This window comes from Streptomyces sp. NPDC093544, assembly GCF_040683495.1.
In the GTDB taxonomy this organism is placed as follows: Bacteria; Actinomycetota; Actinomycetes; order Streptomycetales; family Streptomycetaceae; genus Streptomyces.
Genome location: NZ_JBFBEA010000003.1, coordinates 193063 through 216038, shown reverse-complemented (window position 1 = coordinate 216038; position 22976 = coordinate 193063). Strand labels below are relative to the sequence as shown.

At 70.2% G+C, this 22976-nt stretch carries 22 protein-coding genes and 5 tRNA genes; 19 read left to right on the top strand and 8 right to left on the bottom strand.

Translation table 11 applies throughout. From position 1 onward, the window contains the following. The first annotated feature begins 53 nt into the window (after positions 1–53). The 9 genes from AB0N66_RS05340 (at position 54) to AB0N66_RS05300 (ending at position 4068) form a co-directional block, all read left to right on the top strand. On the top strand, positions 54–242 hold the full coding sequence (locus AB0N66_RS05340) for a hypothetical protein (RefSeq protein ID WP_365429004.1): 189 nt from the start codon (positions 54–56) through the stop codon (positions 240–242). A 142-nt stretch (positions 243–384) separates the two neighbouring features. Further along, on the top strand, positions 385–1161 hold the full coding sequence (locus tag AB0N66_RS05335; RefSeq protein ID WP_365429001.1) for a fumarylacetoacetate hydrolase family protein: 777 nt from the start codon (positions 385–387) through the stop codon (positions 1159–1161). Then, the gene (gltX, locus tag AB0N66_RS05330; protein ID WP_365428998.1) at positions 1154–2623 is read left to right on the top strand and encodes a glutamate--tRNA ligase; all 1470 of its coding nucleotides are present in this window, start codon (positions 1154–1156) and stop codon (positions 2621–2623) included. Before AB0N66_RS05335 ends, gltX begins: the two co-directional genes overlap by 8 nt. Before the next feature lie 103 nt (positions 2624–2726). Next, on the top strand, positions 2727–3461 hold the full coding sequence (locus AB0N66_RS05325) for an HAD family hydrolase (RefSeq protein ID WP_365428995.1): 735 nt from the start codon (positions 2727–2729) through the stop codon (positions 3459–3461). A 92-nt stretch (positions 3462–3553) separates the two neighbouring features. Beyond that, positions 3554–3625: transfer RNA gene (locus AB0N66_RS05320), tRNA-Gln, on the top strand. A 42-nt stretch (positions 3626–3667) separates the two neighbouring features. Continuing rightward, positions 3668–3740, top strand: a tRNA-Glu gene (locus AB0N66_RS05315). A 62-nt stretch (positions 3741–3802) separates the two neighbouring features. Then, positions 3803–3875: transfer RNA gene (locus AB0N66_RS05310), tRNA-Glu, on the top strand. Positions 3876–3903: 28 nt separating this feature from the next. After that, positions 3904–3975, top strand: a tRNA-Gln gene (locus AB0N66_RS05305). A 20-nt stretch (positions 3976–3995) separates the two neighbouring features. Continuing rightward, positions 3996–4068: transfer RNA gene (locus AB0N66_RS05300), tRNA-Glu, on the top strand. Between the two features lie 162 nt (positions 4069–4230). On the opposite strand, the gene ndgR is transcribed toward AB0N66_RS05300, so the two are convergent. Next, the gene (gene ndgR / locus AB0N66_RS05295; protein ID WP_006383662.1) at positions 4231–4947 is read right to left on the bottom strand and encodes an IclR family transcriptional regulator NdgR; all 717 of its coding nucleotides are present in this window, start codon (positions 4945–4947) and stop codon (positions 4231–4233) included. Between the two features lie 189 nt (positions 4948–5136). Between ndgR and leuC the strand changes: the two genes are divergently transcribed. The 4 genes from leuC to AB0N66_RS05275 all read left to right on the top strand — a co-directional run bounded on the left by leuC (position 5137) and on the right by AB0N66_RS05275 (position 8488). After that, positions 5137–6567, top strand: coding sequence for a 3-isopropylmalate dehydratase large subunit (leuC, locus tag AB0N66_RS05290; protein WP_365428992.1), 1431 nt, complete (start codon positions 5137–5139; stop codon positions 6565–6567). Positions 6568–6573: 6 nt separating this feature from the next. Continuing rightward, on the top strand, positions 6574–7167 hold the full coding sequence (gene leuD / locus AB0N66_RS05285; protein WP_365428989.1) for a 3-isopropylmalate dehydratase small subunit: 594 nt from the start codon (positions 6574–6576) through the stop codon (positions 7165–7167). Between the two features lie 301 nt (positions 7168–7468). Then, positions 7469–7699 (top strand): hypothetical protein, encoded by a 231-nt coding sequence (locus AB0N66_RS05280; protein ID WP_365428986.1) that lies wholly within the window; start codon positions 7469–7471, stop codon positions 7697–7699. Positions 7700–7837: 138 nt separating this feature from the next. Beyond that, complete coding sequence (locus AB0N66_RS05275) at positions 7838–8488, top strand: HU family DNA-binding protein (RefSeq protein WP_365428983.1); 651 nt, start codon at positions 7838–7840, stop codon at positions 8486–8488. A gap of 109 nt (positions 8489–8597) precedes the next feature. Here the strand turns inward: AB0N66_RS05275 and AB0N66_RS05270 are convergent, their stop codons facing one another. Continuing rightward, a complete protein-coding gene (locus tag AB0N66_RS05270) occupies positions 8598–8801 on the bottom strand; it encodes a hypothetical protein (RefSeq protein WP_365428980.1) in 204 nt (67 codons plus the stop codon). A gap of 69 nt (positions 8802–8870) precedes the next feature. Beyond that, a complete protein-coding gene (cofC, locus tag AB0N66_RS05265) occupies positions 8871–9518 on the bottom strand; it encodes a 2-phospho-L-lactate guanylyltransferase (RefSeq protein WP_365428977.1) in 648 nt (215 codons plus the stop codon). 144 nt (positions 9519–9662) lie between these two features. Here cofC and AB0N66_RS05260 point away from each other — a divergent pair, with 144 nt between their 5' ends. From AB0N66_RS05260 to AB0N66_RS05250, 3 genes are read left to right on the top strand one after another with little or no spacing between them, the layout of a single operon-like run. Beyond that, on the top strand, positions 9663–10514 hold the full coding sequence (locus AB0N66_RS05260; RefSeq protein ID WP_365428974.1) for a lysophospholipid acyltransferase family protein: 852 nt from the start codon (positions 9663–9665) through the stop codon (positions 10512–10514). Beyond that, the gene (locus AB0N66_RS05255; RefSeq protein ID WP_365428971.1) at positions 10511–11521 is read left to right on the top strand and encodes an NAD(P)H-dependent glycerol-3-phosphate dehydrogenase; all 1011 of its coding nucleotides are present in this window, start codon (positions 10511–10513) and stop codon (positions 11519–11521) included. Before AB0N66_RS05260 ends, AB0N66_RS05255 begins: the two co-directional genes overlap by 4 nt. Positions 11522–11580: 59 nt before the next feature. Beyond that, complete coding sequence (locus tag AB0N66_RS05250; RefSeq protein ID WP_365428968.1) at positions 11581–12738, top strand: D-alanine--D-alanine ligase family protein; 1158 nt, start codon at positions 11581–11583, stop codon at positions 12736–12738. Between the two features lie 80 nt (positions 12739–12818). Here AB0N66_RS05250 and AB0N66_RS05245 read toward each other — a convergent pair whose 3' ends face one another. Both AB0N66_RS05245 and AB0N66_RS05240 read right to left on the bottom strand, forming a co-directional pair. Next, positions 12819–13310, bottom strand: coding sequence for a DUF3515 domain-containing protein (locus tag AB0N66_RS05245; protein ID WP_365428965.1), 492 nt, complete (start codon positions 13308–13310; stop codon positions 12819–12821). A 20-nt stretch (positions 13311–13330) separates the two neighbouring features. Further along, the gene (locus AB0N66_RS05240; protein ID WP_003997603.1) at positions 13331–13564 is read right to left on the bottom strand and encodes an Lrp/AsnC ligand binding domain-containing protein; all 234 of its coding nucleotides are present in this window, start codon (positions 13562–13564) and stop codon (positions 13331–13333) included. Between the two features lie 272 nt (positions 13565–13836). Here AB0N66_RS05240 and AB0N66_RS05235 point away from each other — a divergent pair, with 272 nt between their 5' ends. Continuing rightward, positions 13837–14802, top strand: coding sequence for a thiamine-phosphate kinase (locus AB0N66_RS05235; RefSeq protein ID WP_365428962.1), 966 nt, complete (start codon positions 13837–13839; stop codon positions 14800–14802). Continuing rightward, entirely contained in the window at positions 14799–15596 is a 798-nt protein-coding gene (gene thiD / locus AB0N66_RS05230; protein WP_365428959.1) for a bifunctional hydroxymethylpyrimidine kinase/phosphomethylpyrimidine kinase, read from the top strand. The genes AB0N66_RS05235 and thiD overlap by 4 nt, the downstream gene beginning before the upstream one ends. Positions 15597–15759: 163 nt before the next feature. Here thiD and rpmB read toward each other — a convergent pair whose 3' ends face one another. Next, positions 15760–15945 (bottom strand): 50S ribosomal protein L28, encoded by a 186-nt coding sequence (gene rpmB, locus AB0N66_RS05225; protein ID WP_266474652.1) that lies wholly within the window; start codon positions 15943–15945, stop codon positions 15760–15762. A 258-nt stretch (positions 15946–16203) separates the two neighbouring features. Here rpmB and AB0N66_RS05220 point away from each other — a divergent pair, with 258 nt between their 5' ends. After that, positions 16204–17952, top strand: a complete 1749-nt coding sequence (locus AB0N66_RS05220; protein WP_365428956.1) for a DAK2 domain-containing protein — start codon at positions 16204–16206, stop codon at positions 17950–17952. A gap of 157 nt (positions 17953–18109) precedes the next feature. On the opposite strand, the gene AB0N66_RS05215 is transcribed toward AB0N66_RS05220, so the two are convergent. Together AB0N66_RS05215 and AB0N66_RS05210 are read right to left on the bottom strand one after the other, a co-directional pair. After that, positions 18110–21085 (bottom strand): tetratricopeptide repeat protein, encoded by a 2976-nt coding sequence (locus tag AB0N66_RS05215; RefSeq protein ID WP_365428953.1) that lies wholly within the window; start codon positions 21083–21085, stop codon positions 18110–18112. Next, entirely contained in the window at positions 21082–22920 is a 1839-nt protein-coding gene (locus AB0N66_RS05210; RefSeq protein WP_365428950.1) for an HSP90 family protein, read from the bottom strand. Before AB0N66_RS05210 ends, AB0N66_RS05215 begins: the two co-directional genes overlap by 4 nt. Between the last annotated feature and the right edge of the window lie 56 nt (positions 22921–22976).

Here is a 22976-nt window from a genome sequence, read left to right as displayed (position 1 = left end):
GCGGGGGCCCTTGAGCCCGCCCGGCGCCCACGAGGACAAGGTCGAGTACAACAGTGAAGACGACGATGATGTTCCGCAACATAGCCAACCCGCGACGCACCACGCTGGCCCACCTCAAGGACGCCGACGAGCTGCAGACGCCGGAGCAGCCGGAGCACTCGGTCGACCTCCCCGCCCAGACCGCCAACCCCCGCCGCACCATTCTCATGGAAGCGCCGGTCGCCGCCGCTGTCCCGGAGTAGTCCGCCCGCCGGCGGCCCGTTGCCCGAGCCGCCGGCGTACGGATGCCGGGGCGCCCGCCGATATGCGCGAGGCGCCCGGCCCTTCCCGCGTTAGCCTGGAGCGTCCTACTCCAGCCAGCTCAGTGAGGGGCGCAACGATCCCGTGCGCATCGCCAGGTTCTCCATCGACGGCAACGTCGCCTTCGGCGCGGTCGAGGGCGACAAGCCGGACGAACTCGTCCTCGACATCATCAAGGGCATCCCGTTCGCGGACTTCGAGCTCTCCGGCACCAAGGTCCCGCTGAACAAGGTGCGGCTGCTGCCCCCGGTGCTCCCCAACAAGGTCGTGGCCTTCGGCCGCAACTACGCCGAGCACGCGCGAGAACTCGGCAACGAGGTGCCCGACGCCCCGTTCGCCTTCTTCAAGCCCTCGACCTCCGTGATCGGCTCCGGCGACGAGATCCAGTACCCGTCCTTCTCGAACGAGCTGCACTACGAGGCCGAGCTGGCCGTGGTCATCGGCCGCATGTGCCGCGAGGTCCCGCGCGAGCGCGTCAAGGACGTCATCCTCGGCTACACCTGCGCCAACGACGTCACCGCTCGCGACGTCCAGAAGCGCGAGAAGCAGTGGGCCCGGGCCAAGGGCTTCGACGGCGCCTGCCCGCTCGGCCCCTGGGTGGAGACGGACGTGGACCCCTCCGACCTCACCATCCAGTGCACGGTCAACGGGCAGCAACGCCAGCTCGGCCGCACCAGCGAGATGATCCACTCCATCGAGGATCTGATCGTGAACATCACCGAGGCCATGACGCTGCTCCCCGGCGACGTGATCCTCACGGGCACCCCCGCGGGGGTCGGCCCCCTGAACGTCGGCGACGAGGTCGCCGTCACCATCGAAGGCATCGGCACTCTCACCAACAAGGTGATCAAGCGTGGCTAACGGATCCGTCCGCGTACGTTTCTGTCCCTCCCCGACCGGCAACCCTCACGTGGGCCTGGTCCGCACCGCCCTGTTCAACTGGGCGTTCGCCCGGCACAACGAAGGCACCCTGGTCTTCCGCATCGAGGACACCGACGCGGCCCGCGACTCCGAGGAGTCGTACGACCAGCTGCTCGACTCGATGCGCTGGCTGGGCTTCGACTGGGACGAGGGCCCCGAGATCGGCGGCCCCCACGCGCCGTACCGCCAGTCGCAGCGGATGGACCTCTACAAGGACGTCGCCCAGAAGCTCCTGGCCGCGGGTCACGCGTACCACTGCTACTGCTCGACCGAGGAACTGGACGCCCGCCGCGACGCCGCCCGCGCCGCCGGCAAGCCGTCCGGCTACGACGGCCACTGCCGTGACCTCACCGCCGAGCAGACCGAGGCCTACCAGGCGGAGGGCCGCACGCCCATCGTCCGCTTCCGGATGCCCGACGAGACGATCACCTTCACGGACCTGGTCCGCGGCGAGATCACCTACCTCGCGGAGAACGTCCCGGACTTCGGGATCGTACGAGCCAACGGCGCGCCCCTGTACACGCTCGTCAACCCGGTCGACGACGCCCTGATGGAGATCACGCACGTCCTGCGCGGCGAGGACCTGCTCTCCTCCACCCCGCGCCAGATCGCCCTCTACAAGGCGCTGACCGAGCTGGGCATCGCCAAGGAGACCCCGGCCTTCGGCCACCTCCCGTACGTCATGGGCGAGGGCAACAAGAAGCTCTCCAAGCGCGACCCGGAGTCGTCGCTGAACCTCTACAGGGAGCGCGGTTTCCTCCCCGAGGGGCTGCTCAACTACCTCTCCCTGCTCGGCTGGTCGCTGTCGGCGGACCGCGACATCTTCTCGATCGAGGAGATGGTCGCCGCCTTCGACATCGCGGACGTGAACCCCAACCCGGCCCGCTTCGACCTCAAGAAGTGCGAAGCCATCAACGGCGACCACATCCGCCTGCTCGACGTGAAGGACTTCACGGAGCGCTGCGCCCCCTGGCTGAAGGCCCCGTTCGCCCCGTGGGCGCCGGAGGACTTCGACGAGGCGAAGTGGCAGGCGATCGCCCCGCACGCCCAGACCCGCCTCAAGGTCCTCTCCGAGATCACGGACAACGTCGACTTCCTGTTCCTTCCGGAGCCGGCCTTCGACGAGGCGTCCTGGACGAAGGCCATGAAGGAGGGCAGCGACGCGTTGCTGCGTACGGCGCGGGAGAAGCTGGACGCGGCCGACTGGTCCTCGCCGGACTCCCTCAAGGAGGCCGTCCTGGCCGCCGGCGAGGAGCACGGCCTCAAGCTCGGCAAGGCCCAGGCCCCGGTCCGCGTCGCCGTCACCGGCCGCACCATCGGCCTGCCGCTCTTCGAGTCCCTGGAAATCCTCGGCAAGGAGAAGGCGCTGGCACGCGTCGACGCGGCGCTGGCGAAGCTGTAGCCACAACTGCGCATGCACAGGGGGGCGGCGTCCGGTCCGGGCGCCGCCCCCTTTGTGCGCTGAGCGACAGACATGCGCCCCCACCCGGAGTTACCGTCGGATCATGAGCATCAAGGCCTTGGTCTGGGACGTGGACGACACGCTCTTCGACTACACGGGCGCGGACCGGGCCGGAATGCGCGGGCACTTGGCGGCCGAGGGCCTGCTCGACGCGTACGAGACCGTCGAGCAGGCCCTCGCGCGCTGGCGGGAGATCACCGACGCGCAGTGGGCGAGATTCGCGGCGGGGGAGTCGGACTGGCAGGGCCAGCGCCGGGACCGGGTCAGGGCGTTCCTGGGTGAGCCCCTCGGCGACGCCGAGGCCGACGGCTGGTTCGAGCGGTACGCCGGCCACTACGAAGCCGCCTGGGCCCTCTTCCCGGACACACTGCCCGCCCTGGACGCCCTCGCCGCCAGCCACCGGCACGCGATCCTGTCCAACTCCAGCTTCCACAACCAGGACCGCAAGCTCCGCGTCCTGGGCGTACGCGACCGCTTCGAGACCGTCCTGTGCGCGGCCGAACTGGGTGTCTCCAAGCCCGCCGTGGCGGCCTTCCACGCCGCCTGCGACGCCCTCGGCCTGCCTCCGCACCAGGTCGCGTACGTCGGCGACCACCCGGAGATCGACGGACTCGGCGCCGCCGACGCCGGGATGCTCTCGATCTGGATCGACCGTGGCGGTGCTCACGCCGCCCCCGAGAGCGGTCCGAGAGGCCCGCACCGGATCGCTTCGCTGGCCGAACTCCCCGTGATCCTCGGCGCGGATACCCGTTTTGGAGCGCCGTCCACCTTCAGGTAATGTTCTTCCTGCGCCGCCGGAGAGCGGGCCGAAAGGTCTGAAAACCGGAGGCGCTAGCTAGAACGGAATCCCCGTCGGGGGTTGTGTTTCAGTGGCCTATGGTGTAATTGGCAGCACGACGGTTTCTGGTTCCGTTAGTCTAGGTTCGAGTCCTGGTAGGCCAGCTCGCAGAGCTTATCTGCAACAGCAGAGATCAACTCTGCAAGGCCCCCGTTGTGTAGCGGCCTAGCACGCTGCCCTCTCACGGCAGTAGCGCCGGTTCGAATCCGGTCGGGGGTACAGATCCTTCTCAGGGAGACAGTCCGGGTCGCACCCGCTGGCTCTCATGCAGGATCGCTAGGGCCCCCGTTGTGTAGCGGCCTAGCACGCTGCCCTCTCACGGCAGTAGCGCCGGTTCGAATCCGGTCGGGGGTACTTGGACGGTCTGGTCTAGACCATTCATTGGGCTATGGTGTAATTGGCAACACGACGGTTTCTGGTTCCGTTGTTCTAGGTTCGAGTCCTGGTAGCCCAGCTGGATCACTTGTGGTCCTTGCCCCCGTTGTGTAGCGGCCTAGCACGCTGCCCTCTCACGGCAGTAGCGCCGGTTCGAATCCGGTCGGGGGTACTCGATTCGATGGCCCCCCACTTCGGTGGGGGGCCATCGGCGTTCTGTGCTTCAACTCCGCGTACGGCGCTGTGAGTTCGGCGCCCTGTTGCCGGTACTCCGTTGTCCGTCGTCCGGGGGGCCTGCCGCGGCGTTGAGGCCGGCCCTGTCCCGGGGTGCGGATCAGCCGGTGCGGCGCAGGGCCTCGGAGAGGCGGCCGGCGGCGTCGATGACGGCCTGGGCGTGCATGCGGCCCGGGTGGCGGGTCAGGCGCTCGATCGGCCCGGAGACCGAGACTGCGGCGACCACGCGGTTCGAGGGTCCGCGTACGGGAGCGGAGACGGACGCGACGCCCGGCTCGCGCTCGCCGATCGACTGGGCCCAGCCCCGGCGGCGTACGCCGGAAAGAGCCGTCGCGGTGAAGCGGGCGCCCTGTAGCCCCCGGTGCAGGCGCTCCGGCTCCTCCCAGGCCATCAGGATCTGGGCCGAGGAGCCCGCCTTCATGGTGAGCGTGGAGCCGACCGGAACGGTGTCCCTGAGGCCGGAGAGGCGCTCGGCCGCGGCGACGCAGATGCGCATGTCGCCCTGGCGGCGGTAGAGCTGCGCGCTCTCGCCGGTGAGGTCCCGCAGGTGCGTGAGCACCGGGCCCGCCGTCGCGAGGAGGCGGTCCTCGCCGGCGGCCGCGGCCAGCTCGGCGAGGCGGGGGCCGAGAATGAAGCGGCCCTGCATGTCGCGCGCCACCATGCGGTGGTGTTCAAGTGCCACGGCGAGGCGATGTGCCGTGGGTCGTGCCAGTCCGGTCGCCGCGACCAGTCCCGCGAGGGTGGCCGGACCGGACTCCAGAGCGCTCAGGACAAGGGCTGCCTTGTCCAGAACGCCGACGCCGCTACTGTTGTCCATGAAACGATACTCGCGTCTCACTCTGTGAAACGCAAGTTCAATTTCTCGTGGAACGCGCCACCCTTGTAGGCATGCGGCCCGCGGACCAACGGGCCCGGCGGAAGACGTCCGATACGAGGGGTACGAGCGTCGCCGCACCGGAAATCTCTAGTTGGGCCGGCGCCACACAGGCCGGCCGGAGGGAAAGCGATGGGTAGGACACTCGCGGAGAAGGTCTGGGACGACCATGTCGTCCGGCGCGCCGAGGGCGAGCCCGACCTCCTCTTCATCGATCTGCACCTGCTGCACGAGGTGACCAGCCCGCAGGCCTTCGACGGGCTCCGCGGGGCCGGGCGCCCCGTGCGCCGCCTCGACCTCACCATCGCCACCGAGGATCACAACACCCCGACCATCGACATCGACAAGCCCATCGCGGACCCGGTCTCCCGGATCCAGCTGGAGACGCTGCGGAAGAACGCCGCCGAGTTCGGCGTACGACTGCACTCGCTCGGTGACGTCGAGCAGGGCGTCGTCCATGTCGTGGGACCGCAGCTGGGCCTGACCCAGCCGGGCACCACCGTGGTCTGCGGCGACTCGCACACCTCCACGCACGGCGCCTTCGGCGCGCTGGCCTTCGGCATCGGCACCTCGCAGGTCGAGCATGTGCTGGCCACCCAGACACTGCCGCTGGCCCGCCCCAAGACCATGGCCATCACCGTCGACGGTGAACTGCCCGACGACGTCACGGCCAAGGACCTGATCCTGGCGATCATCACGAAGATCGGAACGGGTGGCGGCCAGGGCTACATCCTGGAGTACCGCGGCTCCGCCATCGAGAAGCTCTCGATGGAAGCCCGCATGACCATCTGCAACATGTCGATCGAGGCCGGCGCCCGCGCGGGCATGATCGCCCCCGACGAGACCACCTTCGCCTATCTCAAGGGCCGCGCCCACGCGCCCGAGGGCGAGGAGTGGGACGCCGCCGTCGCGTACTGGAAGACGCTGAAGACGGACGCGGACGCGGAATTCGACGAGGAGGTCGTCATCGACGCCGCCTCCCTCGCGCCGTTCGTCACCTGGGGCACCAACCCCGGCCAGGGAGCGCCGCTTTCGGCGGCCGTCCCCGATCCTGCTTCGTACGAAGACGCTTCGGAGCGCCTGGCCGCCGAAAAGGCCCTGGAATACATGGGGTTGACCGCCGGACAGCCGCTGCGCGACATCAAGGTCGACACCGTCTTCGTAGGTTCGTGCACCAACGGCCGTATCGAGGACCTGCGTGCGGCCGCCGCGCTCGTCGAGGGCCGCAAAGTCGCCGACGGCGTACGGATGCTGGTGGTCCCCGGCTCGGCGCGGGTCGGTCTGCAGGCCGTGTCCGAGGGTCTGGACGTGGTCTTCAAGGAGGCCGGCGCCGAATGGCGGCACGCGGGCTGCTCGATGTGTCTGGGCATGAACCCCGACCAGCTGGCCCCCGGTGAGCGCTCCGCGTCCACCTCCAACCGCAACTTCGAGGGCAGGCAGGGCAAGGGCGGCCGTACGCACCTGGTCTCGCCGCAGGTCGCCGCCGCCACCGCCGTGCTGGGCCACCTGGCCTCCCCGGCGGACCTGTCCGACGCCGACGTCCCTGCGCCCGCTGGAGTCTGAGAAGTCATGGAAGCATTCACCACGCACACCGGCCGGGCCGTCCCGCTGCGCCGCAGCAACGTCGACACGGACCAGATCATCCCTGCTCACTGGCTCAAGAAGGTGACCAGGGACGGTTTTGAGGACGGGCTCTTCGAGGCCTGGCGCAAGGACCCGTCCTTCATCCTCAACCAGCCCGAGCGGGTGGGCGCCACGGTCCTGGTCGCCGGTCCCGACTTCGGTACGGGCTCCTCGCGCGAGCACGCCGTCTGGGCGCTGCAGAACTACGGCTTCAAGGCCGTCATCTCCTCCCGCTTCGCCGATATCTTCCGCGGCAACTCGCTCAAGAACGGCCTGCTCACAGTGGTTCTGGAGCAGAAAATCGTGAACGCCCTGCAGGAGCTCACGGAGAACGACCCCGAGGCCGAGGTCACGGTCGACCTGGAGGCCCGCGAGGTGCGCGCCGAGGGCGTCACCGCCTCCTTCGACCTGGACGAGAACGCCCGCTGGCGGCTGCTGAACGGCCTGGACGACATCTCCATCACCCTCCAGAACGAGGGCGACATCACCGCGTACGAGGCCAAGCGGCCCTCGCACAAGCCGAAGACGGTTCAGGTCTGACCCGCGGGCCGGATCCACGGTCGGCTCACAGGCCGTTTCACCGCTGACGCAGGTCTGATTTCGGCCACCGCAACACCCCTCTGTACCCCCAATCGTGGACGGTTGGGGGTACAGCTGTGTCTGCCTCCAAAGTGCCTTCGGATGCGTTGGTGAAATGCCTCAACTCCCGTAGTTACAAAGGCGGTTGCCGGGGTAGCCGACCTATGGTGCCGGGTGCCGCTCGGGCGCTCAGGAACCCCTCTGGGGACGGCAGTTACCCCCTGCGCAGGCGACAACTCGCCCCAGATGGCACAATCTGTGCATGGGACACGACGGCCAACTCGAGCTCTATGCGGCAGTCGCGGCCCAACTCAAGGAAGCGCACACAAGAGTGCGTGCACTGCAAGTCCCGGAGGGCGTACGGATGGCGCTGACCCGGAAGCTGCTGGTCATTACGGCCGCGGCCAAGCACGATCTCGCCGATGCGACAAGGCGTCTGGAGCGGTTCACCACGGACCTCGACGAGGGCCGATTCCTCGAAGAGGAACGCTGAGTTACTCCACGACAGTCCGAGTTCGTTGCGGCACAAGGGTGATTAGCCCGTTTCGTGTTTGATTTGCGGTATATATCTGCCTAACGTGCGAAAAAGCTTGAACGCATTCGTTCGGGCTATGTCTCCGAAGGGGAAGACGTGAACAAGGCGCAGCTCGTAGAAGCGATTGCCGACAAGGTCGGCGGGCGTCAGCAGGCCGCCGACGCGGTCGACGCCGTACTGGACGCAGTCGTCCGCGCGGTTGTCGGCGGGGACCGGGTCTCGGTCACCGGCTTCGGTTCCTTCGAGAAGGTTGACCGTCCGGCCCGCTACGCCCGCAACCCGCAGACCGGGGAGCGCGTTCGGGTCAAGAAGACCTCTGTGCCGCGCTTCCGTGCGGGCCAGGGCTTCAAGGACCTGGTGAGCGGCTCGAAGAAGCTCCCGAAGAACGACGTCGCGGTCAAGAAGGCCCCGAAGGGCAGCCTCTCCGGCGGCGCTTCGGCCACGGTGAAGAAGGCCGCGGCCAAGAAGGCCACCACCGCCAAGAGGGCGACGGCCAAGAAGGTCACCGCCACCGCGAAGAAGGCGGTCGCCAAGAAGACCACCGCCACCGCCAAGAAGACCACGGCCAAGAAGGCGACCGCCAAGAAGACCACGGCGACCGCCAAGAAGGCCGCGGCCAAGAAGACCACCGCCAAGAAGGCGACGGCCAAGAAGGCCCCGGCGAAGAAGGCGACGGCCAAGAAGGCCCCCGCCAAGAAGTCGACGGCGCGCAAGACCACCGCCAAGAAGGCCACCGCCCGCTCGTAGCGAGGGCACGGAGGCAACTCACGCGCCGGGCCGGGCTCCCATCGGGAGCCCGGCCCGCGGCGTGTTCGGCCGCGCAGGTCCTGGGGCTCAGCCCCTAGAAGGTCTGCTTCTAGAAGGTCTGCAGGGTGATCAGTGTGATCCGGCGTTCCTCGCCGTCCCCCTCGGTCTCGACGCGCACGCGCTGACCGGGACGCAGCAGCCGCAGCCCGCCGGCGTCGAACGCCGGGCCGTCGAAGGGCACAGGGGTGCCGTCGTCGAGCAGCACCTGGCCGCTACGGGTCTCGGGGTCGTACGTGTACGCGGTCGCCTGCATGGCGGAAGCCTATCCAGCGCCGGGGTCCAAGTCGGCCGGTGCCGGGCGCGAGCTGGGCGGCGAATGGTGTCAGCCGCCCGGTTGGCCGGGGATGAGCAGGAGTGCGGCCAGTGCTGCCGTACGTGGGCCCACGCCAAGTGCCAGTGCCGCTCGCAGGTCGTCGCCGGTGTCCACGTCCTGACGTACGGAATCCACGCCGTGGAGGCGGAGTTCCACCGCGCCCGAGGCGTGATGACGGGCGCGGGAATCGGTGCCGAAAGTCGGGAGCAATTCCTGACCCGGCGCTGCGGCCAGCAGAGTGGTGCCGATTGCGGCCGCATCGGGGAGAAAAGCGCGGGGAAATTCGGCGGCAGCTTCGAGTACCCGCGCCAATTCCAGCGTCCGCAGCGCGGGCAGATCGGCGTTCAGGGCCGCCACGGCGCTTTCGGGAGTTCGGGAGCGTACGGCGGAGCTGCCGTGCGACAGGGCGGCGTTGAGGCCGCCTGCCGGCTCGCCGGTGACAATGCGGGCGCCCAGCGCGGCAAGCTCCCGCCCGGCCAGGGCGTCGTCCGTGACTACCGCCACATCGCGGACCGCTGCGCAGGCCAGCGCCGCTGCCACGGTGTCCTGCGCGAAGGCGAGGGCGAGCCCGGGGCGCAATCCGTCATCGGCGGTGTCCGCCAGCCTGCTCTTGGCCCGCGCCAGAGGTTTGAGCGGTATCACCAAGGTCCATTGCACGAGCGCTCCGTCTCTCCCTTGTCGGCCCCATTGTGACCCGGCCGCCCTGGCGGTTCGCACGCCGGGGCGTACGGTGTTCTCGACAGACAGGCGGCCTGGGGCGACACTTGTGCGGCCCCCCAGGCCCTGGAGGAAGGTGTTCGCGTGCCCCGCCGCAGAATCGGCTTCTGGTACCGCTTTGCAGCGGTCCTCTGCAAACCGCCGCTGATGGTTCTGATCAAGCGGGACTGGCGCGGGATCGAGAACATTCCGGCCGAGGGCGGATTTATCACCGCGGTGAACCACAATTCCCATGTGGATCCGTTCATGTATGGGCACTATCAGTACAACACCGGGCGTGTTCCGAGATTCCTGGCGAAGAGCAGCCTTTTCCGGAAGGGGTTCGTGGCCGCCGCGATGCGCGGCACCGGACAGATCCCGGTGTACCGCGAGACGACGGACGCGCTGAGCGCTTTCCGGGCCGCGATCGACGCTGTTGAGCGCGGCGAGTGCGTCGCGTTCTATCCCGAGGGCACCATCACCCGCGATCCCGGCCAGTGGCCGATGACCGGCAAGACGGGTGCCGCCCGCGTCGCCCTGCAGACCAAGTGCCCGGTGATTCCGGTCGCCCAGTGGGGCGCCAACGAACTCCTGCCGCCGTACGCCAAGAAGCTCCACGTTCTCCCGCGCAAGACCCACCACGTCCTCGCCGGCCCCCCGGTGGACCTCTCGCGCTTCTACGACAAGGAGATGTCCCCGGACGTCCTCAAGGAGGCGACCGAGGTCATCATGGCGGCCATCACCGCGCAGCTGGAGCAGATCCGCGGCGAGAAGGCACCCCGGACGCCCTACGACCCGCGCCAGGAGCGGATCGAACAGCGCCGGCGGAGCGCGGCCCAGGAAAGCGCCGCAAGGCAGATCGCCGCGCAGGAACAGGACCTCCACGAAAACGCGCAGGCGTTGCACAAGGCACAGGCGCGGCACAAAGCACAGCAGGAAGAGGGGCAGGGCACGTGAGCAAGCCGGTCAAGGCGGCTGTCTTCGGGACCGGATCGTGGGGTACGGCCTTCGGCATGGTGCTCGCCGACGCGGGATGCGACGTCACCCTGTGGGCGCGCCGCGCCGAACTCGCCGAAGCGGTCAACTCCACGCGCACGAACCCGGACTACCTGCCGGGCGTCGAACTCCCGGCGAACCTGCGGGCCACCACGGACGCCTCCGAGGCCGCGCACGAGGCCGACTTCACCGTGCTCGCCATTCCCTCGCAGACCCTGCGCAAGAACCTCGCGCAGTGGGTGCCGCTGCTCGCGCCCGACACCGTCCTCGTCTCGCTCATGAAGGGCGTCGAACTCGGCTCCACCATGCGGATGAGCGAGGTGATCGAGGACGTCGCCAAGGTCGGCCCGGACCGCGTCGCCGTGGTCACCGGACCCAACCTCGCACGGGAGATCGCCGCGCGGATGCCGGCCGCCGCCGTGGTCGCCTGCCGCTCCGAAGAGGTCGCCCAGCGCCTCCAGGCCGCGTGCCACACGCCGTACTTCCGCCCGTACACCAACACCGACGTGGTGGGCTGCGAACTCGGCGGCGCCGTCAAGAACGTGATCGGGCTCGCCGTCGGCATCGCGGACGGCATGGGACTCGGCGACAACGCCAAGGGCTCGCTCATCACGCGCGGGCTCGCCGAGACCTCGCGCCTCGGCCTCGCCATGGGCGCCGACCCGATGACGTTCGCCGGACTCGCGGGCCTGGGCGACCTGGTGGCCACCTGCTCCTCGCCGCTGTCCCGCAACCACACCTTCGGCATCAACCTCGGCAAGGGCATGACCCTTCAGGAGACGATCGCGATCACCAAGCAGACCGCCGAGGGCGTCAAGTCCTGTGAGTCGGTGCTGGATCTGGCCCGCGGGCACGGTGTCGACATGCCCATCACGGAAACGGTCGTCGGCATCGTCCACGAGGGCAAGTCGCCGGTGGTCGCCCTCAAAGAGATGATGTCGCGCAGCGCCAAGCCGGAACGACGCTGAGCGACAGGCGTCAACAGGCGCTGACTGAGGCGGGTACCAGCGGGTACGCTCAAGGCGATATGAGCACTGAGAACCTCCCCCAGAGCCCTGAGCAGCCGCCTCGCAAGCCGCGCGTGGCCGTCGTCTTCGGCGGCCGCAGCTCCGAACACGGGATCTCCGTGGTCACGGCCGGTGCGGTCCTGCGGGCGATCGACCGGACGAAGTACGACGTCCTGCCGATCGGCATCACCCAGGACGGCCGTTGGGCGCTCACCGCCGACGAGCCGGACCGCATGGCCATCGTCGACCGGCAGCAGCCGAGCGTGGACCGACTCGCCGAGTCCACCGAGGGCGGCGTGATCCTCTCCGTCGACCCGGCCAACCGTGAAGTCGTCTACAGCGAACCGGGTTCCGTCCCCAAGGCCCTTGGCGACGTCGACGTCGTCTTCCCCGTGCTGCACGGCCCGTACGGCGAGGACGGCACCCTGCAGGGCCTCCTGGAGCTCTCCGGAGTCCCGTATGTCGGTGCGGGTGTGCTCGCCTCGGCCGTCGGCCAGGACAAGGAGTACATGAAGCGGGTGTTCACCTCCTTCGGGCTGCCCGTCGGCCCGTATCTGGTGATCCGGCCGCGCGAGTGGACCGGCGACGAGCAGGGTGCCCGGCGGCGGATCGCCGACTTCGCGGGTGAGCACGGCTGGCCGCTGTTCATCAAGCCCGCGCGCGCGGGGTCCTCGATCGGCATCACCAAGGTCGACTCCTTCGAGGGACTCGACCAGGCGATCGCGGAGGCGCAGCGCCACGACCCGAAGATCATCGTGGAGGCGCTGCTGCGCGGCCGCGAGATCGAGTGCGGGGTCCTGGAGTTCGAGGACGGACCGCGCGCCAGCGTGCCCGCCGAGATCCCGCCCGTGCAGGCGCACGCCTACTACGACTTCGAGGCGAAGTACATCGACTCGACACCCGGCCTCGTACCGGCCCCGCTGACGCCCGAGCAGACCGCGGAGGTCCAGCGGCTCGCGGTCGAGGCATTCGAGGCGGCCTCCTGCGAGGGCCTGGTGCGCGCGGACTTCTTCCTCACCGAGGAGGGGGAGTTCGTGATCAACGAGATCAACACCATGCCGGGCTTCACGCCCATCTCGATGTACCCGAAGATGTGGGAGGCGAGCGGCGTGGGCTACCCGGAGCTGGTGGACCGCCTGGTGCAGGCGGCGCTGAACCGTCCGACAGGGCTCCGCTAGCAGCTTCCGTAGCACCCCGTACGTCAGCAGCTCCGACAGCACCCCGTACGTCAGTCAGCTCCGGATGGCACCTCAGTACGTCAGTCGGCGATCCCTTCGGGGATCGCCTTCTTGACGGGCGCGGCGAAGTCGGTGAGCGGCCCCGCGCCCAGGTCGGCACGCTCCTTGGGGAGCCTCACCTCGACGTATGCCGTGCGCAGGCTCGTGGTGAAGACGTACGACCCGTCGTCCTGCTTCTCGACCAGCCAGCCGACCCCGTTCACTTCGGCGCCGTCGGCGTTCGGGTCGTTCATCTTGGCGGGCCGTTCGACACCGCAGCGCAGTATGATCGCCGGGCTTCCCCAGCCCGCGGTCAGCGCGGACCGGGGCTCGGGATCGTTCCGGTCGAGGTCGTTCACTTTCTCCGGCAGCTCCTTGTCCAGGTTCTCGCACAGCTTCGTGACCTTCGCGTCCGGGCTGGGAACCACAGCCGAGGCGTCGTCGTCTGCCGAAGAGCAGCCCGTGGCGGCAATCAGCAGAACGAGAACGGGCAGCCCGAAGGCAGCGGTGTGCCGGTGACGGAAGAAGTTCACCGGCCAAGGGTAGACGGGGGCTACAGGTGCACGACCGGACAGGTCAGGGTGCGGGTGATGCCGTCCACTTGCTGGACTTTGGCGACCACCATGCGGCCGAGGTCGTCGACCGTGTCGGCCTGGGCACGCACGATCACGTCGTACGGTCCTGTCACGTCCTCGGCCTGGATCACCCCCGGGATCTTGCTGATCGTCTCGGCGACGGTCGACGCTTTGCCGACCTCCGTCTGGATCAGGATGTACGCCTGTACCACGGAACCTCCAGGGCGGCCACGAGGATCATGTGGGGAAAAGGAACGCCACGGTATCGCGTCGCCGCTCGCCGCGGGGAGACCCGCGGTGACTGGGGCTTGCGTGCCGGGGTGCACGGACTGCACAAGTTGACGGCCAATTCGACCGTACCGAGCACGGAGACGGCACGCGACCGCACCGAGGACGGTTCGCGTGGCGCGGCGCAGGCGGTACGCCACGCGGTTCGCACGAGACGTACCGTGGCGCAGACAGGAAGAGAAGGGGCAGTACGACTATGAAGGGCACCGTGGGCGAGTTGGGGGAGTTCGGGCTCATCAAGGAGCTCACCTCGCGTCTCACCACCACCCCGGCGGTCCGGGTCGGCCCCGGCGACGACGCCGCGGTGGTGGCCGCGCCCGACCGCAGGGTCGTGGCGAGCACCGACATCCTCCTGGAGGGGCGGCACTTCCGCCGTGACTGGTCGACGGCGTACGACGTCGGTCGCAAGGCCGCCGCGCAGAACCTCGCGGACATCGCCGCGATGGGCGCCGTACCGACCGCGCTGCTGCTCGGCCTGGTCGTACCGGCCGAACTCCCGGCCACCTGGCCGTCCGAGCTGATGGACGGGCTGCGCGACGAGTGCCAGGTCGCGGGCGCCTCCGTGGTCGGCGGCGATGTCGTACGCGGCGACACCATCATGGTCTCGATCACCGCGCTCGGCGATCTTCGCAACCACGAGCCGGTGACCCGGGGCGGGGCCCAGCCCGGTGACGTGGTCGCCGTGACGGGCTGGCTCGGCTGGTCGGCGGCCGGGTTCGCGGTGCTCTCCCGGGGCTTCCGCTCGCCCCGCGCCTTCGTGGAGGCGCACCGGCGCCCGGAGCCGCCGTATCACGCGGGTCCCGCGGCGGCCGGGCTCGGCGCGACCTCGATGACGGACGTCAGCGACGGGCTGATCGCCGACCTCGGGCACATCGCCGAGGCGAGCAAGGTGCGCATCGACATCCGTTCCGGCGCCATCGACATCCCGACCCAGATGAACGACATCGGGCAGGCCGTCGGCGTCGACCCCATCCAGTGGGTGCTCACCGGTGGCGAGGACCACGCGATCGTCGCCACCTTCCCGCCGGATGTGAAGCTGCCCGCCCGCTGGAAGATCATCGGCGAGGTGCTCAACCCGTCGGCGCTGCCGCAGGTCACGGTCGACGGGGCGCCGTGGACGAGCAAGGGCGGCTGGGACCACTTCGGGGACATCGAGTCGTGAGTGCCCCGCCGCGTGTGCTGACGGTCGCGGGCTCCGACTCCGGTGGCGGGGCAGGGATCCAGGCCGACCTGAAGACGATGCTCGCGCTCGGCGTGCACGGTATGAGCGTGATCACGGCCGTCACCGCGCAGAACTCCCTAGGCGTGCAAGGCACTTGGGAGTTGCCGGTGGAGGCCGTGCGCGCCCAGTACCGCAGCGTCGTCGACGACATCGGCGTCCAGGCGGTCAAGACCGGCATGCTCGCCTCCGCCGAACTCGTCGAAGCCGTCGCCGAGTTGATCGGCTCCACGGCCGCGCCGGCCGTCGTCGACCCGGTCGGCATCTCCAAGCACGGCGACTCGCTGCTCGCCGCTTCCGCGCTGGATTCCGTACGGACGAAGCTGCTGCCTGTCGCGACCGTGGCGACGCCGAACCTCGACGAGGTCGCCCAGCTGACGGGTGTGCGGGTCGATTCGGAGGAGGGGTTGCGCGAGGCCGCGGCGGCTGTGCTGACGTACGGCCCGAAGTGGGTGCTCATCAAAGGCGGCCATCTGCCGGGAGACGCCGTCGATCTGCTGACGGACGGAACGGAGGAGCACTGGCTGCGCGCCCCTCGTTACGACAACAGGCACACGCACGGCACCGGCTGCACGCTCGCCTCGGCCATCGCCTGCGGGCTGGCCAAAGGCGAGAGCGTGCCGGAGGCCGTCGCGGCGGCCAAGGAGTACGTCACGGGGGCGATCGCGGCCGGGTTCGCGCTGGGGGGCGGGATCGGGCCGGTGGATCATGGGTGGCGGTTCAGGGCGGGTGCGTAGGCGTCGTTCGTGGACGTGGTGCGTCGACGTCGTGCGTAAACGCTTACGTAAGCGTTTACGGTCGCTGTTTCGCTTCTCGCGCGGGCGCAGCAAAAAACCGGCCCACCGTGAGGTGGACCGGCTCAGTGCAAGCGAACCAGCAGTGGCCGCGCGCTAGCGGTTGTCAGCGCGTGACCTTGCCGGCCTTGATGCACGAGGTGCAAGCGTTCACGCGCTTCGGCGTCCCGCCCACCACGGTACGAACGCGCTGGATGTTGGGATTCCAGCGACGGGGCGTACGGCGGTGCGAGTGCGAGATGCTGTTGCCGAAGCCCGGCCCCTTGCCGCAGACGTCGCAGTTGGCAGCCACGGGCTCACTCCAAAAACTTCAGATGCACTTACGGTGGATCCCGGCATGCCGGGATCAAGATCTAGGATCTGAGTGGCGGTGCCAGGAGGAAGGCCCGATGAGATCGGGCAACCGGAGCAGCATACAACGACTGCGTCCAGACAACGAAACTACCATGGCTGCTCTGGGCCATGCCCCGGCCCTCCGTAGGCCCCCTACCGACAGTAACCCCTTCTGGGTCTACGCTGCGTCCACGTCCAGCAGCTCAAGGAGGCGCAGGTGCCGCAGGTGCCGCAGACGTTCGATGCTCTCGCGGTGCGCACCTGGTGTCGTCTCGCTCTGGAGGCGCTGGGGCGGGCGCGCGAGGAGATAGACGCGATCAACGTCTACCCGGTGGCCGACGGGGACACCGGCACCAACCTGTATCTGACGCTGGAGTCGGCGACCGCGGCGGTCGAGGCGGTCTTCGAGGGGCACGAGGTCGGCGCGGGGTACGGCGCCGGTGCGGGGTGGGAGGTCGGTGGGGGCAAGCCGACGCTCGCGGACGCGGTCCGGGCGATGGCGCACGGCGCGCTGATAGGCGCCCGGGGCAACTCCGGGACGATCCTCGCGCAGCTGTTGCGCGGCATGGCGCAGGTGCTCGCCGCCGACAGTGAGACCGCTCACACCGACGGGCCGGGCCTGCGGCTGGCCCTGCGGCGAGCAGCCGACTCCGCCCGCCAGGCCGTCGCCCACCCCGTCGAGGGCACGGTCCTCACGGTCGCCTCGGCCGCCGCAGACGCGGCCACCGGCGCCGAGGGGGACTGCGGCACGGTCGCGCGCGCGGCGTACGAGGGAGCGCGGGCAGCTCTCGCCGCGACGCCGGGGCAACTGGCCGCCCTGGAGCGCGCCGGCGTCGTCGACGCGGGCGGACGGGGGCTGGTGGCGGTGCTGGCGGCGCTGGTGGAGACGTTCACGGGGGAGGCGCCGAGGGCGTTCGCCGGACCTGCGGAGGTCCACGCGCGCGTGGCGGGTGTCTCGACTGACGTCGATGTCGACATCGTTGGCGTCGGCATCGGAGGAGTGCATCCCGACGTGTGCGGGGACCCGGTGCCGGAGGAGGGCGGGCCCGCCTTCGAGGTGATCTACCTCCTGGAAGCGGCGGACGCGGCCGTGGCCCGGTTGCGGGACCGGCTCGACCGGCTGGGCAACTCGCTCGTCGTCGTCGGCGGGGACGGGCTGTGGAACGTCCATGTGCACGTGGACGACGCGGGTGCCGCCGTGGAGGCGGGTGTCGAGGCCGGACGGCCGTACCGGATCAGGATCACGCATTTCGGGCTCGAAGACGTCCACACCGGGGGCCCGGGGCGGCCTCCCCGGGAGCGCGCACAGCGTGCCGTCGTGGCGGTCGTGCCTGGAGAGGGGCTGGCCGGGCTGTACGCGGAGGCCGGGGCGACCACTGTGCTCGCGCGGCCGGGGGAGCCGCCCGCGAGCGGAGAACTCGTCGAGGCCGTACGGCGTGCTCACGCGCGCGAGGTGGTGCTTCTGCCCAACGACGCCGAACTGCGCCACACCGCGGCTGCGGCCGCCGAGCAGGCGCGTGCGGAAGGTGTCCGGGTCGCGTTGATCCCGACCCGCTCCGCGGTCCAGGGCATCGCCGCGCTCGCCGTCCACGAGCCGGAACGCCGCTTCGACGAGGACGTCGTCGCCATGACCTCCGCGGCCGGTGCCACTCGCTACGCCGAGGTTGCCGTCGCCGAGCGCCAGTCCTGGACCATGGCCGGCATCTGCCAGGCCGGCGACGTCCTCGGCCTCATCGACGGCGATGTCGCCGTCATCGGCTCCGACATCGCCATCACGGCCGAAGCCGTCCTGGACCGCATGCTCTCCGCCGGCGGCGAGATGGTCACCCTCGTCCTGGGCGACGAGGCGCCCGACGCCATCGCGGACCGCCTTGAAACCCGGGTGCGGGAAGGGTATTTGGCGGTGGACACGGTGGTGTACCGGGGTGGGCGGCAGGGGGCGTTGTTGTTGATCGGGGTGGAGTAGGAGGGCGGGTGGGGGCGGGTTTTTCGCCCTCTCCGCCCCTACCCATCCCTGGGGTCTGCCGCCCCCAGACCCCCGTTCGGCCTGGACGGCCTCGTCCTCAAACGCCGGACGGGCTGAAACGGCGCGGAGGGGGCGGGAAAAGCCCACCCACCCCCCGTCAGCCCTCCGTATTCGCCGCCATCAGCTTCAGCATGTTCTCCGCCTCCGCGCGCCGCGCCTCCGCGGTCTCTCCATCCCACCCCGCGTACGCGGCAAGGACCGCACGCGCGCGTGCCGCGGCCGCGGCGGGCCGGCGGAGGTCGGCCTCTAGCCAGCCGGCGGCGAGTTCGGCGCCGGTACGGACGTCGAGGAGCTCGTCCCCGAGGGAAGCGAACGCGGAGATCGCTTGGGTGAGGTGGCCCAGGGCCTCCTCGAAGGAGGGCCTGGCCGAAGCCTCCTCCGCGTCGTCCGGCACGGAACGGGCCACCAGGTCACCGAACTGACGGTAGGTGTGCCCGAGTTCGGCGACGAGACGGAGACGCACGGCGTCGCTCTCGTCCCCGGCCGCATCCACGGCTGAGCCGGACGCGACCGGCGTGTCCTGGATCGCGGCCTCGCACTCCCGCACCGCCGCCGCCATCAACTCCCGCGCCCCGTCGAGCCCCGCGTCCGTACGGGCGGCCGCCCAGGCGCGGGCCCGCAGCGAGCGGACCAGCCCATGCACGTTGCCGAGGTCGCGCCAGAGATCGCCGGCGCGCGCGTACGCCTGGTCCGCCTGGGCATGCAGCCCGGCGTTTCCGAGGGCCTCGGCGGCGAGATGGGCGAGCATCGCGTGGTCGCGCTGCTCGGGCCAGTGGCGGGCGATGTCGGCGGCCTGCAACCAGCGTTCGGCGGCCTCGCGGTGATCGCCGAGTTCGGTGAGACAGTCGCCGAGCCACCAGTGGGTCTGCACGATCGCACCGTCGCCGTGCATGTCGGTGGTCAGATCGGGCAGCGCCGACTCCAGTATCTCTGCGGCCTCGGCCCACCGCCCCTGACGGACCAGGAAACCGCCGAGCTGATGCCGGGCCCAAGCGCCGAGCGTGGCACTCTGGCCCGCTTCGTCGGCCCAGTGCGCGGCCTCCAGGGCGTGTTCGGCAGCGGGCCCGAACTGGTGGGTGCCGCCGAGGATTTCAGCGAGCTGAAGGTGCAGCTGTGCATGGCCCGGCGCCTCCAGGTGGGGCCCGCCGTGCTCCAGTGCCGCGCGCGCCGCCCGCTCCGCCGCTTCCATGTCGCCGCGGTGCAGGGCGATCCCGGCGAGCCGCGCCTCATGCTCGACGGCGAACCACGGCAGCCCGGCCGACACATACGTCTCGACGGCCAGGCCGAGCAGCTCCGCGGCCTTCTCGGCGTCCTCCGCACGCGCGGCGAGCTCCCCGAGCATCGCCTGTGCCTCCGCGGCCCGTGAAGCCAGCCGCACGTCCTCGACGTGCGGCTCGGCAAGGGCCAGCAACTCCCGGGCCGCCACTTCGGCAGCGCCTGCGGCGTCACCTGGCTGCGGGCCCGCGCCCGCGTCGCCATCCAGCCGATGCATCAGAATCCGCGCCCGCCCCACCAGCACGGACGCCGCTTGAGACACCCCTGTGCCGCCCTCCGCGAAGAGCGCGAGCACCCGCTCGTACAGCTCCGATACGGCCGTCAGGGCCTCCTCGGTGTCGCCGGTCAGGGCGAGTACGTAGGCGGCGCGGGCGTGGGCGGCGAGGGCTTCGCCGGGGTCGTCGGCCTCGGCGTAGAGCTCGGCGGCGCGGTGGAAGAGTTCGATGCCCTCCGGGCCGCGCTCCATCGCCGCGTGGTCGGCGATCTCCGCGCGGTCGCGGACGTCCAGCTCGTGGCCCTCGGCGGCACGCGAGACCGCCGCCCAGGCCTCGACCGCGTCCGGGCTCCGGGAGTCCGACAGACGGCGGGCCTCGGTGAGCAGCGCGGGCAGGTCGGACTCGGCGGCCTGTTCCGCGCCGGTCTGCGGACGGGGGGCGTGCACCGTGGGTGCGGGGCGCGTGGAGCGCACGCCAAGCGGCAGGCGGTCGACAAGTGCCGGCTGGTTCATCCGCGCACGGGCACGCGTGCTGACGTACGACGTGCCGTTGCGCTCGTCGAAGCGCGCCGCCAGCGAAAGTGCCTCCCCGCGCGCGTGGGCGGCGAGATCGCTCGCTGTCCACACGCGGCCGACCGGCCCGGGAACCGTCTGGTCGCCGAGCCCGAGCGAGGCCAGGCGGTCCATCAGGAGGGCCACCACCGCCATGAAGTTCAGCTTGCTGCGCGGGTCCCCGGAGTCCGTGAAGTACGCGGGGCGCTCGGCGAGCAGCTCCAGGGCGCGCGCCTCGTTGCCGGAGAGCACGCAGAACTCCACATGGTCCGCGTATGCGCCACGCATGCTTTCCATGGCGCGGACGAGCCGGAAGCCCCGCAGATGATTGGCGCGCGCCTCGTCGACGCGCCCCAGGCGCAGCAAGGGGACCAGCGAGGACGCGAGGACGGTGTGCGGTTCGTGGGCGCAGGAGTACTCGCCCTCCAGGACCGGGCCCCACAGCCCCAGCGCCTCCGCGTCGGAGCCGCGCAGTGCCTGCCACCACCCCTGGCCGTGCAGCTCGCACGCGTGGCAGTCGGCCATGGTGTCCCGGTCGGCGGCCAGCCAGGCGGCGTACGCCCGCTCGGCGCGATCCAGGTCCCCGAGGTGGGCGGACACACTGAACTCGGCGCTGCGCACGGCCCGTTCGGAGTGGCCCGCCAGCCGGTAGCGGTGTTCCATCTCGCCGAGCCACTTCTCTATGGAGGCGAGCGGAATGTGCGGCTGGTCCAGCATTCCGGCCGACATCCACTTGAAGACCCAGTGCAGAGAGTGGATCTCGTACTCGTCGAAGTCCTCGGGGTGTTCGTCCCACATGCGCAGCAGGCGCGCGAAGGGGACGAACATCTTGGCCTTCTCGGAGCTGTAGTTGTAGACCTTCAGCTGGTGTGCGAGTGCCTCGATCACCGCGAGGGGGATGCCGAGCTTTTCGGCCTCGGCCAACAGCTGCTCCGCGCGCGCGTTGCGGGCGGGTCCCTCCGGCTGCTCGAAGTTTTCCGCCATCGCCTGGCGGAGAGCGTCGAAGTCCGTGATGGGGTCGATCCCGCTCATCGGTGGCCGTCCTCCCCGGAGTTGGTGTGTGTGGCCCACTCGAGAAGGCCGATGAAAGCGCGGTTCAGGAGCGCGGAGTCCGCCGGCCGCAGTGGGCGCTGGGCCATCAGCAGGGCCTGCCCGTAGAGGGACTCCGTGGCGGTGCCGATCAGCTCCGGGTCCTTGAGTGAACTGATCCTCCGGATCAGCGGGTTGAGGTGGTTGAGCACCAGACGCGCGCGTGGAGCGCTGCCGCGCAGCGAGCCTAGGATGCCCGCCCACAGGTCGTCGGCCTGGTCCTCGGCCTCCGCGCGGGCCTGTTCGTGACGGGCCGCCCGGTCGTCCAGATGCAGCGCCGGGACCGAGAGCGGGTGGAAGGCGCGCAGGACCACATCGCAACCCAGGGGGTCGAGTCTGGCCCGCGCGGCCCCCAGGAAGGCCGACAGCGCCAGTTCCTCGGCCGGGTCGACCGAGTCCAGGTGCGCCGTCACGGTGTCGGCGTCCAGCTCCGAGACGACCGTTCCGGGGCGCACCGACGGCAGCGCCTCGACCAGTTCGCTGTCGTACGTGTAGCCGCCGTTGACGACCCCGACGCCCTGTGCGGAGGCGATCGGCGCGACCTGGCGGTACTCCTCCACGGTCCGCGTGAAGTGCACCACGGGGTGCCGCTGGGCGAACTCCTCAAGGGAGAGCCGCCCGTCGGTCGTCTCGAAGGGCAGCCACGGCAGCATCGTGCGCAGCATCTCGGTGTCGTGCCGGGCCAGGGACTTCACGCCCAGGTAGTGGACCGAGAGGAAGGCCGCAAGCCGCTCCGGGTCGCCGGCCGCGAGCCCGGTCAGCCAGGACCGGATCCGCTCGCCGAGCGCCTCGCGTACGGCGGCGAGGGTCTCGTCCTCGTACAGCGACTCGCGCGACGCGGTGGGCCGCAGACTGTCCGTGTCCAGGACGCAGCGCACGAAGAACGCCCAGTCGGGCAGCAGTTGTTCGGCCCGCTCGGTGAGCAGCATGCCCTTCAGGTGCACCCGATGGCTCGCGCGCTGGGCCGGGCTGACCGAGGACGGCAGGACGTACGCGACGCCGCGGATACCGGCGAGCGGCACGGCCAGGTCGATCGAGTCCAGCGGCGTGAACCCGAACAGGTCGTGGCAGTGCCGCGCCAGGGCCACCCGTCGGGTGGCAGGGCTCGGGTACGCGCGGTCCCAGGGCGCCGGGAGATCGGTGATCGCCTCGTCGCCGACCCGCACGTCGTACGGCAGCAGCGCACCGAAGTCCCGTGCCAGCGACCGGACCTTCTCCTCCGTGAGCCACTCGCCGGCACCGGCGCGCGCCACCAGATGCACGGTGGTGCCCGGTTCGGTCCGCGCCTCGTGCGGCAGAGTGCGCACGGTGTACGAGCCGTCGTCGGCCGCCGTCCACTCCACGGGCGCCGCGTCGGGCGTACGCGCGCTTCGGCTGACGACCCGGATCCGCTCGGCGACCACGAAACACGCCAGCAACCCGATGCCGAACTGGCCCAGGAAGTCGGAACGCGCCGCCTCCAGACCGTCGTTCCGCTTGGAGCTGCGGCCGATGGTCGCAAGGAGGCTGTGCACATCGGACTCGGTGAGCCCGATGCCGGAGTCCTCCACGCGCAGAGTGCCGCCCTCGGCGTACAGGCGCACGGTGGCAGGAGCGTCCGGCTGTTCGGCGCGCCGGGCGGTGATCGCGTCCACGGCGTTCTGCAGCAGCTCGCGCAGATAGACCTTGGGACTGGAGTAGAGGTGATGGGAGAGCAGGTCCACCAAACCGCGCAGGTCGACCTGGAACGTATGAGGTGACTGGGATGCCGGGGAGGGCTGTGAGGTCTGGGATTCCATCGTCGCAGCGCCGGGTGGGGGGACGGGCGACGGCGCGGGGTCGGGCGGTCCCGGAA

Coding starts and splice junctions, on each gene's coding strand:
- AB0N66_RS05210 (WP_365428950.1), bottom strand. CDS start 22,920: ATGGAATCCCAGACCTCACAGCCCTCCCCGGCATCCCAGTCACCTCAT.
- leuC (WP_365428992.1), top strand. CDS start 5,137: ATGGGTAGGACACTCGCGGAGAAGGTCTGGGACGACCATGTCGTCCGG.
- leuD (WP_365428989.1), top strand. CDS start 6,574: ATGGAAGCATTCACCACGCACACCGGCCGGGCCGTCCCGCTGCGCCGC.
- ndgR (WP_006383662.1), bottom strand. CDS start 4,947: ATGGACAACAGTAGCGGCGTCGGCGTTCTGGACAAGGCAGCCCTTGTC.
- AB0N66_RS05250 (WP_365428968.1), top strand. CDS start 11,581: ATGAGCACTGAGAACCTCCCCCAGAGCCCTGAGCAGCCGCCTCGCAAG.
- AB0N66_RS05235 (WP_365428962.1), top strand. CDS start 13,837: ATGAAGGGCACCGTGGGCGAGTTGGGGGAGTTCGGGCTCATCAAGGAG.
- AB0N66_RS05215 (WP_365428953.1), bottom strand. CDS start 21,085: ATGAGCGGGATCGACCCCATCACGGACTTCGACGCTCTCCGCCAGGCG.
- AB0N66_RS05270 (WP_365428980.1), bottom strand. CDS start 8,801: ATGCAGGCGACCGCGTACACGTACGACCCCGAGACCCGTAGCGGCCAG.
- AB0N66_RS05325 (WP_365428995.1), top strand. CDS start 2,727: ATGAGCATCAAGGCCTTGGTCTGGGACGTGGACGACACGCTCTTCGAC.
- AB0N66_RS05280 (WP_365428986.1), top strand. CDS start 7,469: ATGGGACACGACGGCCAACTCGAGCTCTATGCGGCAGTCGCGGCCCAA.